Here is a 12833-nt window from a genome sequence, read left to right as displayed (position 1 = left end):
CAGAGATTACCAAGTGCGCGTATCATAACGCTTATACTTGTTAATCTCTAGGATCTAAACACTTGATAGCTTAAGGACTAAACACTTATTTAACCAAGTGGTTATTCTTAACTCATTCACTTCGTTAGAAGTGATGGTGGAGACTAACGGAGTCGAACCGTTGACCTCCTGCGTGCAAAGCAGGCGCTCTACCAACTAAGCTAAGTCCCCAGCTTATCATTTAGATCAATGTATTCTGATTCTCTGTCTTACTCTGCAATTGCTTGCTTCGTCAGTAGTGGTGGGTCTGACAAGACTTGAACTTGTGACCCCACGCTTATCAAGCGTGTGCTCTAACCAACTGAGCTACAGACCCTCAGGTACATCGTATGAAGAACAACTTGTTGTGGATTCTTACCAATCGTCAATCTTTCGTTAAGGAGGTGATCCAGCCGCAGGTTCCCCTACGGCTACCTTGTTACGACTTCACCCCAGTCGTCGGCCACACCGTGGTAACCGCCCTCAATTAAGTTAGGCTAGCTACTTCTGGTGCAACAAACTCCCATGGTGTGACGGGCGGTGTGTACAAGGCCCGGGAACGTATTCACCGCGGCATTCTGATCCGCGATTACTAGCGATTCCGACTTCATGGAGTCGAGTTGCAGACTCCAATCCGGACTACGATCGGCTTTTTGAGATTAGCATCCTATCGCTAGGTAGCAACCCTTTGTACCGACCATTGTAGCACGTGTGTAGCCCTGGTCGTAAGGGCCATGATGACTTGACGTCGTCCCCGCCTTCCTCCAGTTTGTCACTGGCAGTATCCTTAAAGTTCCCGGCTTAACCCGCTGGCAAATAAGGAAAAGGGTTGCGCTCGTTGCGGGACTTAACCCAACATCTCACGACACGAGCTGACGACAGCCATGCAGCACCTGTATGTAAGCTCCCGAAGGCACCAATCCATCTCTGGAAAGTTCTTACTATGTCAAGACCAGGTAAGGTTCTTCGCGTTGCATCGAATTAAACCACATGCTCCACCGCTTGTGCGGGCCCCCGTCAATTCATTTGAGTTTTAGTCTTGCGACCGTACTCCCCAGGCGGTCTACTTATCGCGTTAGCTGCGCCACTAAAGTCTCAAAGACCCCAACGGCTAGTAGACATCGTTTACGGCATGGACTACCAGGGTATCTAATCCTGTTTGCTCCCCATGCTTTCGTGCCTCAGTGTCAGTATTAGGCCAGATGGCTGCCTTCGCCATCGGTATTCCTCCAGATCTCTACGCATTTCACCGCTACACCTGGAATTCTACCATCCTCTCCCATACTCTAGCCAACCAGTATCGAATGCAATTCCTAAGTTAAGCTCAGGGATTTCACATTTGACTTAATTGGCCACCTACGCACGCTTTACGCCCAGTAAATCCGATTAACGCTCGCACCCTCTGTATTACCGCGGCTGCTGGCACAGAGTTAGCCGGTGCTTATTCTGCGAGTAACGTCCACGCACCTAGAGTATTAGTCTAGGGCGCCTCCTCCTCGCTTAAAGTGCTTTACAACCAAAAGGCCTTCTTCACACACGCGGCATGGCTGGATCAGGGTTCCCCCCATTGTCCAATATTCCCCACTGCTGCCTCCCGTAGGAGTCTGGGCCGTGTCTCAGTCCCAGTGTGGCGGATCATCCTCTCAGACCCGCTACAGATCGTCGCCTTGGTAGGCCTTTACCCCACCAACTAGCTAATCTGACTTAGGCTCATCCATTAACGCAAGGTCCGAAGATCCCCTGCTTTCCCCCGTAGGGCGTATGCGGTATTAGCAGTCGTTTCCAACTGTTGTCCCCCATTAATGGGCAGATTCCTAAGTATTACTCACCCGTCCGCCGCTGAATCCAGTAGCAAGCTACTTTCATCCGCTCGACTTGCATGTGTTAAGCCTGCCGCCAGCGTTCAATCTGAGCCATGATCAAACTCTTCAGTTTAAAATCAGTAGTAGCTTAAAGGCTACCAATCTTGGCTCATCAATTTTCTGACAAATATTTCTCAAATAAACTTCGAGTAATTTCTACCATCAATCAATGAAAATAATTTCGATCAATCAATCAGTAAAAATCCACACAAGTTGTTCTTCATAATCTCTTAATGATCTTCTTGTTGGTTCGTCACCAGCAAGCTAGGTCGGCTATATTACACTAGATTTATCTAGTGTCAATCAGTAATTCAAATTATTTTTAAACTTTCTTTCTAAAATCAATTCTTAACATCTTGTACTAAGTCATTGTTTTATCAGAAGTTTTAATCTTCATCACTGCCGATGGATGTGCATTCTACAGGATTTCAGATCCCTTGCAATACCTTTTTAAAGTAAATCGTTTTGCATGCTCTTTTTTTGTACATTTTGCGTGTATTTACTTAAAAAACACACAATTTTTACTTTAAACCGTTAATTTAATCGGATTATGTTTATAATTTTTATACAATGCATCGCTATCTTGTCTCATAACAGGCATCAGGGTTTATTATGCGTCCTACGTCATACCTATATATAAGTTTATTTTCGATTCTGTCTGCATCTACCACATTTGCCAATGACAACGTCGATCGTGATGTCCATTCATCTACAAAAATAAAGCAAAAAATTTCTGAAAACTACCAACACTTGAAAACTCAAATCAATGTGGATGCAAATGCGGCTCAGGAAGAGGAAGTCAAAGATCCGTTTCAACCTTTGAATCGTCAGGTTTATGCCTTTAATGATGTCCTTGACCGAAATATTGCTCGACCTTTAGCAGTGCAATACACCAAAAAGATTCCATCCGATGTTCGTGCCTCCACCCGTTTGTTCCGTAAAAACTTAGGTGAACCTTGGAATGCAGTCAATCAGTTAGCGCAAGGTCGCTTTTCACGTGCTGCACAAACCTTTGGACGCTTTACGATTAATACCGTGACTAGCTTGGGCTTTGCAGATCCAGCAACTCGACTTGGATTAAGCACTGAAGATGAGGATTTTGGTACGACCCTCGGTTATTACGGTATTCCATCGGGTCCGTATGTCATGCTACCGATTTTAGGACCAAGTACGTTTCGTGACAGCATAGGACGTATTGCCGATAGTCAAGCACGTCCTCAAAAGTACCTATTAGATGGTGATGATCGTCTTTATTATAGTGAGCAACTTTTACGAGGTGTTGATGCCCGTTCACAAGTACTTGATGTCGAGCAAGTCTTACAAGGCGATAAATATGCGCAACTACGTGATTTCTACTTACAACGTAAAAGCTATTCAATTGCTGAAAAGAAAGGTCTCGAACAAGAAAACTTATTTATGGACGATGACTTCGATTCTGAAGACCTGACCGAACAAGAATCTAACCCATCTGAGTGAATGCTATAATTGAACACATCATTGCTAGTGAAATATCTTCGCTAGCAATGATTTGCTTGATATAGTACATCTTATAAACAACTCTAGGATCGAATCATTCCTGTATGTATTTTATTCGCCCAACTCGTGATATTCCTTGTTTAGAGCAAGTCATTGATGCCCTACCCCAAGTGCAAATGATTTATCTTGATGATCGTGAGTTGTATGATCCAACGATTATCGCCATCGCAGATGTCCAAGATTTTCTAAAATACCAGTGGAATTTACCCACGATTGTTCTTGCATTAAAAAATGAAGGCACAGAATTGGCACGAGCTTGGGAGCAAGGGGCGCTTGCGGGTTGGATTTGGAATGATTTACCTGCTGAACCACTAAAAGCATTAAAAAGAATTGATGCACAATATAAACGCAATCAAGACAGTCGCGATTTACCTTCCGCTGCCGAATTACAACAACGTCTACTTCCTAATCCAATTGATCTGATTAACTATAAAGTTGAGACTTTTTTCCAACCCTCTGCTTATTTATCAGGTGATTGGTACGATTATTGGAAAATCAGCGATAAAGAAATCATGTTCTATTTGGCTGATGTCTCAGGACACGGGGTTACCAGTTCATTATTGACCTCATGGATGGCAGCATTCCATGGTCGCTCCAAGACACCTCGCGAACTGATTAAAAAGCTCAACGGCATGTTGATGCAGGAAAATATTGAAAAGCACATCACCATGATTGCTGGGGTATTAAATCTGGATTCGCATATTTTAAAATGGTCAAGCGCAGGTCATTACCCGCCTCCGATCATCTTTGAACCCAATCAAGCACCTAAAATTTTGTCGACTAGCAGCTTCCCTTTAGGTCTTACCGAGGAACTCGAAGTGGAAGAACACGAGTGTGTTTTGACCAAACAAGCCAGATTCATTGTTTGTTCCGATGGTGCGCTCGAACCTTATGAAGGTGGCTTAAGTGAACAATTTGCACAATTGGTAAATCACTTACAAAATCAATCATTTGAAGCACCAGAACACGTCGCAGATGATATTGCAATTCTCAGTCTAAGAAGAATGAATTGATAGTATAATCATAAGCTTAATAACAACTTAAATTGACTTAAGTGGACAGCCACTTGAGTATACATCTGCCCTATGGGATAATTTAATATCCTTCTTTGCAAATGGCATTTATATGTCAACAGGTCATGTTGAATATGCAAGCTTGAATGGAACGCATATTTTTAAGCTTATTGGCGAAGTGCGAGCCCAATCTTGTATTAGTCTAGACAAACTTTTGAACAAAATTGAACACCAAGATGGCGTTGTCGGCGCAATTGTTGATTTAACTCAAACCAGTTTTATTGACAGTACGGTTCTCGGTATTCTTGCAAAGTTAGGGCTAAAGCTCAAACAAGCACACCAAATTCAAGCCGTGATGCTCTCTACAAATTCTGATATCACCACACTTGCAAACAGCATGGGTTTAGGACAAGTATTTGTTATTTTAGATTATTGCGGTGATCCAAATGTATGTACTCGTGCATTGGTAGACGAACACATTACCCATCGTAATATGTTACACACTGTGCTTGATGCACATAAAACTTTGATGAAATTAAATCAAAGCAATCAAAACATGTTTGAACCTTTGGTCAAACAGTTGCAAAAAGAGAAAGAAAATTTAGATAGTCTGTCTCAGCAAAACGTATAACCCTCTTTTCTCGTCCGAGAACATTATGACTTTACTTTCTGTTGCACAAATGAACTCACAAAATAAAATTGAAACCAATTTTATTGTGGTCGAATCGCTTATTCAGCAAAGTAAAGCCAATGGGGCAGAACTCATCGTTTTACCTGAAAATTTCATTTGTTTTGCTGCAGGTAAGCAACGTGAGACGGCAGCTCGTTTTGAAGACGTCCAACATCGTCTTGAAAGTTTAGCGCACAAATACCAAATCTGGATTGTTGCGGGCACTCTCCCATGCCCATTTCGTCCAGATGGTTCAATCATTCAGGATGGACGTGTGCGTACCGTTAGTTTATGTATTAGCCCTGAAAGAACCGAAGCACGTTATGACAAAATCCACTTGTTCGATGTGCAAGTCGGTGATGCTGTTGGGGGTTATCAAGAATCCAAGTTCTTTGAACCAGGTACTGATTTGGTTGTTGCAAAGACACCTTTTGGTCAGATCGGCTTGATGGTCTGTTATGACCTACGCTTTCCCGAACTTGCACTTAAGCTACGCGCTCAAGGTGCGAACATCCTCACCGCACCCGCTGCCTTCACCTATACCACAGGTCAAATGCATTGGCAGTTATTGTTACAAGCACGAGCTATGGACAGCCAGTGTCAGGTTTTAGGTGCAGCACAGCAAGGTTGGCATGGTGAAAAACGCCAAACTTGGGGGCATGCAGCCGCGACGAATAGCCGAGGTCAAGTTCTAGATATAGTTCAAGATGAGGGTGCGCAACTGATTACGGTTCCCTTTGACTTAGAGGAACAGCAGCACTTACGCGACTCAATGCCACTCATTCAACATCGCAAACTCATTCAACTCTGATATTAATTCCAGCTCACCACCTTCGTCATTCCACAGTTTTATCCTATAAAATTACAAAAATACTGCTTCATCTATGCGCAAAATCCCACAGGATAAAGCTCTAACATAAATGAAGGATCTTAAAATGAGTTTGGAAAAAACAGTCTATACCGCGCATGCAAAAGCCACCGGTGGTCGTGATGGTCGAGCGACATCTTCTGATGGCAGTCTTGACGTGCAACTTGCTGTGCCGAAAGAAATGGGCGGATCAGGCAATGGTGCCAATCCAGAACAGTTGTTTGCAGCAGGTTATTCTGCCTGTTTTTTAGGGGCAATGAAGTTTGTCGCAGGGCGAGATAAATTAAACCTACCTAAAGATGCTTATATTGAAGGTGAAGTTGGCATTGGTCCAATTCCAACGGGCTTTGGAATTGAAGCAACGTTGAATATTCATCTAGAAGGGATGGATGCAACTGAAGCGCAGAAGCTTGTAGATGCAGCACACATTGTTTGCCCTTATTCAAATGCAACACGTGGCAACATTGATGTAACGCTGAATGTTCTCACTTAAGAGTGATGTGCCCTGAAGTCATCCTTGAGGGCATTTTTTCAGTGATACATGTATTTTTAGCGAAATCAAATTATTAAAAAACCGCATTCATGCGGTTTTTTTCTAACTACTCAGCAGCTTCATTGGTCACGCGTAGCACTTCTTCAACTGTGGTTTTTCCTGCAAGGACTTTACGTAAACCATCATCACGAATTGAACCTGATAGCTGACGTGCATAACGTTCAATGTCATATTCAGCCGCATTGCCATGAATAAGACGGCGCATATGATCATCGACAGGGACAATCTCATAAATGGCAGTTCGTCCCATAAAGCCAGTATTAGAACAATGTTCACAACCATTTGGCTTAGGCAATTCTAAGGCTGTTCCTTCATGCACATGAGCAAATAAGCCTTGTTCAAACTCATCGGCTTGGTGCCAAGTCGTACAATGTGAACATAAAGTGCGTACCAACCGCTGTGCAATCACCCCAATTAACGAACTCGATAGCAAAAATGGCTCAATCCCCATGTCTTTTAAACGCGTGACTGCACCAATCGCAGTATTGGTATGTAAGGTTGAAAGAACCAAATGACCTGTGAGTGAGGCTTGAACGGCAATTTCTGCTGTTTCCAAATCACGAATCTCACCGACCATCACCACATCAGGGTCTTGACGTAGCATGGCTTTTAAAGCGCGCGCAAACGTCATATCCACTTTGGTATTGACCTGTGTTTGTCCAATACCTTCTAATTGATATTCGATCGGATCTTCAGCAGTTAAAATATTTTTTGAGCCGTCATTTAAATCGGACAATGCCGCATAAAGCGTCGTGGTTTTACCCGAACCTGTTGGACCCGTGACCAAAATAATGCCATGCGGACGATGAACCAAGGTCTTTAGTCGATCATAATCGGGCGTTTTTAACCCCAGATGGGTCATGTTTAAACGACCCGCTTGTTTATCCAGTAGACGCATCACCACACGTTCACCATAAGACGATGGCAACGTTGATACACGGACATCCACTTCACGACCGGCTAAGCGCAATGAAATACGTCCATCCTGAGGAATGCGTTTTTCTGCAATATCGAGTTTTGCCATGACTTTAATACGTGACACCAAAAGCGGTGCAAGTTCACGACGCGGTTGCACAATTTCGCGTAGTTGACCATCGACACGTAAACGCACAGATAATTTTTTTTCAAAAGATTCGATGTGAATATCCGAAGCACCAACACGAATGGCCTCTGATAACAATGCATTAATCAGCCGTACAATCGGAGCATCATCTTCCTGATCCATCAAATCTTCAGCTTCAGGGACAGAGTCGGCAAGACTGAGTAAATCGGGATGATCTTCTAAACCTGCGGCAACTTGTTGTGATTCACCACTATCGCCTGCAAAACTACTACTTAAAAGCTGATTAAATTGTTGTTCAGTACACAGTTGATACTGTGCAGGATGTCCTAAAACGCGACGTGCTTCTTGCAATGCCAGCATCGATGTATTTTCACGACGCACAATGAACGCTTGATCACCTTCGTAACGCAACAACACCCCATGGCGCTTGGCAAAGGTATAAGGAATTTGTAATTGTTTAAGTACGTGCATCGCAGTCTTATAATAATGATGAAAAAATTTAAATTGAGTGTACTCTAAGCATATGACAGCGTGAAGTATGTTTGCAAAGAATTCATCAGAAAAGGACTCAGCATTGCCGTTCGATCACACCGAATCACCCATAGAAACTGCACCCATTCAGCCTTGGTGGGGCGAGTATGCATTTGAAATTAATCAATCTAAAGCATGGCAATTCGGATCTTTATTGTTTCGGATCACGCGTGGCTTACAAGAGTGGCGTTTAGAATATTATCGCCCGGTTGTGCAGTACGATTACGAACAAAAATGGCATACGATAGAAGATGCAAATTTCGGCTTCCCGCAACCAGTAAAAATTGAACGCTATATGTTCAAATCGACGCAAGACAAGATTCAACTGATGCCGCGTCTTGCCGATCGCTCTGTTGTGATTAAACCCGTAGATCCGATTTATATTCCTGCGGGTCAGCGTGGCACGCTCTATATCAGTACACCGTTATGGATTGCAGGTTTTATTGAGGGGCAAAAAGAGCCAATCTTTGATATTCCAGTGATTTTACCCAAAGACACTTGGTTTGGACCGAACCATCGTACTGGTGAAGTTTGCTATGCGACAGCAGTTGATGGGCGGACTGAATTGCAACTGCTCCGCCCACGTGCCTTTCGTGCCGTAACGCCGATTGAATTTCATAATACCAGTCATCAGCAATTACGCTTTGATCGGATGAATGTGCCTGTACCTGCATTACCGTTATTTTTCAGTGAAAGTACCCAACGCTTATGGACCTCACAAATTAAAGTTATGCATGAAAGTTCGGAACGCCCTCCTCGCATTCGCGTTGAAAATAGAACACCGCCCAATGCAGGTGAAGTTGCCTATTTACATCCACCGCGTGACCCCGCGGGCACACTTTTCAACATGTTTGACTCATTTTTCTAAGGGTGGATGATGGCTAATTCTACAATTTCAGGCGAAGTCACCAATAGTATTAAAGGGATTTTTACCAATATTAATACCGATCGTTTAACCGAAATCTTGGTGGCGATTGTGCTATGTTTCATTGGTTTTTTGATCGCACGTTTTGTCTCTAATGCGTTTATTCGCACCATTGGTACACGTTTTAATGCCCATCAACAATTGGTATGGCGACGCGGGATTTTCTATTTCATCTTCTTAATTTTTGTGATGGCAAGTCTCAAAGAAGCTGGATTTAAACTGAGTGTCTTCTTAGGTGCGGCCGGCATACTTTCGGTGGCGATCGGTTTTGCTTCGCAAACGTCTGCCTCGAATTTAATTAGCGGTATGTTCTTGATTGGCGAAGGATCATTTGAAGTGGGTGATACCATTCAATTGACGTTGCTTCGCGGTCATACGGTTGAAGGTGAAGTCATTTCGATTGACTTATTGTCAGTTAAATTATTAACGGTTGATAATGTCTATGTCCGTGTCCCGAATGAGCAGTTAATTCGCGCGCCTGTACATAATTTATCTAAATTCCCAATACGGCGTATTCCGATCACACTCGCGATTAATTTCCATGAAGATATTATTAAAGTGCGTGAGGTGTTGTTAGACGTTGCGAGCAAATATCCATTGGTTCTTTCCGATCCAAAACCTGCGGTTACCGTCACTGCCTTTCGTGAATCATCGATTGAATTGTTATTCGCTATCTGGTGTCAACAAAATAACTTTTTAAAAGTGAAAGATGAAATGCATGAACGGATTCGTAATGGCTTTGTCGAGAATCAGATTGAAATTCCAGTGCCGAAAATGGGCTTTGTCGGTCAACCACCTGCGCAACCTTTAGACAATGAAGAAATTGATCAATATTCCAATGCAGAAGCAATCAAACGCGAGCCTGATCTAAAATAATTTAAATTCTATTCCTCATACCCCTCTCCCCACGGAGGGGGCGTACTAGTGACATTATTTTTATATTTCTCGTAACTGACAGTGGTTTAGAAGGCAGGTCAGGAACCGCTCACTACTCCTTCTCTAAACTCTCTGGCATCGGTGCGATATACGCAATGATGAGCATTACACCGCCTGCCATTAAGAATGAAAGTACGCGCGTTAATGTGCCCGTATGTGATAAATCTAATAATACAAGTTTCAGTGTCACTACCACCAAAATGCTTCCACCCAAGATCCAAAGTGGTTTCAGTTTTTTGAATGTAGCTATCCACATGGTCATAAATGCCAACAATACCCACAGGATGGTCAGACTCAATTGCACTGTGGCATTGCTCCAAACATCAAGGCTATTTAATGGGGTTTGAACATAAATATGTAATGCGCGAAGTACAATATAGCTTGAGAGCCACAGTAAACTAAGTACCATCATCACAGCGATTAAGCCTTTATCTTGCTCTTGTTTCATGTGTTGCAACAATACCCACATAAATGCGGTCAACATAGCAAGACTCACCAAATCGAATGGATTCAAAATAGGCAAAAGATAAGCGCTAAAGGCGTGTTGACTAAAGAGCTGAGAACAGATCATCCACGTGAGCATCAGTGCAACACTACTCTTAGTTTGCCAAATCAAATGCCAAAGCGATTGCGCTTTCTGCTGATAACTCCAACCACAAAACAGCAGCAGTAAAATGACCATACTGATATAAGGCAAGGTCGGAATAAAACTTAAGCTACATAAGGCTAAGCTGAGGAGTACCCCAAAACTTACGACTTCTTTCGATAGATGTAACGCTGAAATTGGATGCACCCATAATCGGCTGAGCAACAATGCCGCTAGCGCAAAGGTCCAACGTTCTTGATGGCTATCCCATATGATCATGGCATTTTGGCTCTGATCAAATATGAGAATAATGGCGATTAGCATTAAAGGTGCAATCCCACTCCATTTTGGAAGTGACCATGTCCAAGTTTTATTTTGTCGCGAAATCAGCTCATTCATTAAGCTAAAGATGATCACCACAATCAGTAGACTCAATACATCATTGTCTTGAAATGGCAATTGGTCTTGAATGAGTATCAGCAACATTAAACTGCCCGAAAAACTGAGCAGGCTGAGGAAACTGACTGCTAAAGTATCGAGTTGTTGCTCATACTTGGCTTTAAGCTGACTGATGAGCACCACCATCAAATACACACTGCTTAATAGCCAGAAAATATGATTGGGGCTTGGATTCATTTCAACTAAATAATACAAACTTGACGCGCCTGCCATGAGTAAAAAACCCATACTCAGATAACGCGCTACATTTACATTCCGTTCTAAAGCCCATACATAAATCACTGCGCCCTCCAGTGCCCATCCGATGACGCTCCACTCTCCTTTCAACAAAATCGGTGGAATCAAGGCCAAGAAAATCAGCATTAAACTCAAATAACTCTGTGCGACAAAGGCAATCGTTTGACTACGCCGCGTCCACATCCAACAACATGCAAAGACAACAGCAAAAATTAAGCTCAGACCTGCCTGCCAGATAATGTCGTTAAAATGAATGAGATATAAAAATGCATAAGCAGTAATGGGTGCTGCAAAAATAAGGGCAATGTCAAGAATAGGTTTGAGTTTAAATTGATGTAAATCGGATTGAGCGAGTAATTGACTGAAACGTAGTCCGAGCCAAATAAAGACCGCACTATGCGCCAAAATCAAAGCGGTCAGCATAAACCGATCTGACTGCTGGATATGCAGCAAACCATAGATTCCACCGACAATGGCAGTGATCAAAAATGCAATTTGATTCAGCATTTTCCAAGGTCTTAAACTGCTCAAGACCGCAACAGCAAGATTAATCACCAAGTAATAACTGATAAATTCAACAGAAGTTGCTTCACGGATGGGCAAGGTAAAGGGCGCGATATAAGCAATCAACATCGCCATTAATGCCAATTCAACACTTTCTTGTTTTAAGCTTAAAAAAAGCGTGACGAGCATAATGCCCAAGAATAATACTGCTGCGACAATAAGCACTGGAATGACTAAGTTGTAATAGGCGAAAAACAGCGTCAGGAATAATACCCCGAGCCCTAAGCCTTCTAAAGCTAAGGCAAAACTTCGGTTTTTGCGCTGTAGCATATACCCCATAAAGGTCACTGCTGCACTGACTAAAGCAACGATGCCAAGTTTAGTTGCTAAACTGATCTGCCAATTTTCAGTGGCAAAACGCAATAATAAAATCACCCCAACCATTAAAATCACAATGGCAGCTTTTAAAACCGGATTTCCCTGAAAAATCCAAGCTTGGATTTGTTCTACAAAATTACTGTCTCTATTCTCTGACGTAGCTGTGACTTGTTGCGTGTCTATATGTTCAGTTAGCGCTGGCAAAACCACAGATTGATTTACAGTATGTTGATGTTGCAGCCGCGTTTGAATGCTCAGCATCGAAATTTCTAACCGTTGCAACCAGCGTAATAGAAAATAAATCCATGCTGTGATACCAATTCCCATGAGCCAATTTAAGCCGCTCACAGCACCAATTACTGCCACAATAGAAGCAATATACAGAGGAACTTTGGAATTACGCCGAATAGGAACGTTAAGCGCTTGCGCCATCGACTCCGTTGGGACTTGAACAGCCGTCACGTATTGCATCACGCTGACCAAAAAACCCAAACCACAAAATAAACTTAATACGCGTTGATCTAAATACCATGTACTTGCCGCTAAAATCAGTAAACTGACCAGCCAAATCATGCGCAATTCATTTCGTCCTGTTGTCATTCTTGTCATTCCACATCCTTAGCGTTCCATGATATATCAGCTTTCGTTGCTTATTTCATCTTCGCACAATATTCGATAAGCTGTGTATCGTGTT

Annotated in this window: 9 protein-coding genes, 2 tRNA genes and 1 rRNA gene; 7 read left to right on the top strand and 5 right to left on the bottom strand. The window is 42.7% G+C overall.

Translation table 11 applies throughout. The features are described from left to right. Window positions 1–134 precede the first annotated feature (134 nt). The 3 genes from GFH30_RS02705 to GFH30_RS02695 form a co-directional block, all read right to left on the bottom strand. Window positions 135–210 (bottom strand) — tRNA-Ala (locus GFH30_RS02705). Between the two features lie 68 nt (window positions 211–278). After that, window positions 279–355 (bottom strand) — tRNA-Ile (locus GFH30_RS02700). Window positions 356–415: 60 nt separating this feature from the next. Continuing rightward, a 16S ribosomal RNA gene (locus tag GFH30_RS02695) occupies window positions 416–1953 on the bottom strand. A gap of 539 nt (window positions 1954–2492) precedes the next feature. Between GFH30_RS02695 and GFH30_RS02690 the strand changes: the two genes are divergently transcribed. From GFH30_RS02690 to GFH30_RS02670, 5 genes are all read left to right on the top strand, one after another. Next, window positions 2493–3356 (top strand): MlaA family lipoprotein, encoded by an 864-nt coding sequence (locus GFH30_RS02690; protein WP_153370781.1) that lies wholly within the window; start codon window positions 2493–2495, stop codon window positions 3354–3356. 104 nt (window positions 3357–3460) lie between these two features. Continuing rightward, on the top strand, window positions 3461–4429 hold the full coding sequence (gigA, locus tag GFH30_RS02685) for an RsbU family protein phosphatase GigA (RefSeq protein ID WP_153370780.1): 969 nt from the start codon (window positions 3461–3463) through the stop codon (window positions 4427–4429). Between the two features lie 112 nt (window positions 4430–4541). Beyond that, window positions 4542–5060, top strand: coding sequence for an anti-anti-sigma factor GigB (gene gigB / locus GFH30_RS02680; protein WP_153370779.1), 519 nt, complete (start codon window positions 4542–4544; stop codon window positions 5058–5060). 25 nt (window positions 5061–5085) lie between these two features. Next, window positions 5086–5910: a carbon-nitrogen hydrolase family protein gene (locus GFH30_RS02675; protein WP_153370778.1), complete on the top strand. Its 825-nt coding sequence runs from the start codon at window positions 5086–5088 to the stop codon at window positions 5908–5910. A gap of 124 nt (window positions 5911–6034) precedes the next feature. Further along, window positions 6035–6460, top strand: a complete 426-nt coding sequence (locus GFH30_RS02670; protein WP_153370777.1) for an organic hydroperoxide resistance protein — start codon at window positions 6035–6037, stop codon at window positions 6458–6460. A 106-nt stretch (window positions 6461–6566) separates the two neighbouring features. On the opposite strand, the gene gspE is transcribed toward GFH30_RS02670, so the two are convergent. Continuing rightward, on the bottom strand, window positions 6567–8054 hold the full coding sequence (gene gspE / locus GFH30_RS02665; RefSeq protein ID WP_153370776.1) for a type II secretion system ATPase GspE: 1488 nt from the start codon (window positions 8052–8054) through the stop codon (window positions 6567–6569). 130 nt (window positions 8055–8184) lie between these two features. Here gspE and GFH30_RS02660 point away from each other — a divergent pair, with 130 nt between their 5' ends. Together GFH30_RS02660 and GFH30_RS02655 are read left to right on the top strand one after the other, a co-directional pair. Beyond that, window positions 8185–8982: a hypothetical protein gene (locus GFH30_RS02660; RefSeq protein ID WP_171500981.1), complete on the top strand. Its 798-nt coding sequence runs from the start codon at window positions 8185–8187 to the stop codon at window positions 8980–8982. 9 nt (window positions 8983–8991) lie between these two features. Next, the gene (locus GFH30_RS02655) at window positions 8992–9915 is read left to right on the top strand and encodes a mechanosensitive ion channel family protein (protein WP_153370775.1); all 924 of its coding nucleotides are present in this window, start codon (window positions 8992–8994) and stop codon (window positions 9913–9915) included. 112 nt (window positions 9916–10027) lie between these two features. On the opposite strand, the gene GFH30_RS02650 is transcribed toward GFH30_RS02655, so the two are convergent. Next, entirely contained in the window at window positions 10028–12739 is a 2712-nt protein-coding gene (locus tag GFH30_RS02650) for a DUF2339 domain-containing protein (RefSeq protein WP_153373338.1), read from the bottom strand. Window positions 12740–12833 lie beyond the last annotated feature (94 nt).

The sequence above is a fragment of the Acinetobacter wanghuae genome (genome assembly GCF_009557235.1).
In the GTDB taxonomy this organism is placed as follows: domain Bacteria; phylum Pseudomonadota; class Gammaproteobacteria; order Pseudomonadales; family Moraxellaceae; genus Acinetobacter; species Acinetobacter wanghuae.
This window is presented reverse-complemented; position numbering and strand designations above follow the sequence as displayed.

Coding starts and splice junctions, on each gene's coding strand:
- gigA (WP_153370780.1), top strand. CDS start 3,461: ATGTATTTTATTCGCCCAACTCGTGATATTCCTTGTTTAGAGCAAGTC.
- GFH30_RS02650 (WP_153373338.1), bottom strand. CDS start 12,739: ATGACAACAGGACGAAATGAATTGCGCATGATTTGGCTGGTCAGTTTA.
- GFH30_RS02675 (WP_153370778.1), top strand. CDS start 5,086: ATGACTTTACTTTCTGTTGCACAAATGAACTCACAAAATAAAATTGAA.
- gigB (WP_153370779.1), top strand. CDS start 4,542: ATGTCAACAGGTCATGTTGAATATGCAAGCTTGAATGGAACGCATATT.
- GFH30_RS02655 (WP_153370775.1), top strand. CDS start 8,992: ATGGCTAATTCTACAATTTCAGGCGAAGTCACCAATAGTATTAAAGGG.
- gspE (WP_153370776.1), bottom strand. CDS start 8,054: ATGCACGTACTTAAACAATTACAAATTCCTTATACCTTTGCCAAGCGC.
- GFH30_RS02690 (WP_153370781.1), top strand. CDS start 2,493: ATGCGTCCTACGTCATACCTATATATAAGTTTATTTTCGATTCTGTCT.
- GFH30_RS02670 (WP_153370777.1), top strand. CDS start 6,035: ATGAGTTTGGAAAAAACAGTCTATACCGCGCATGCAAAAGCCACCGGT.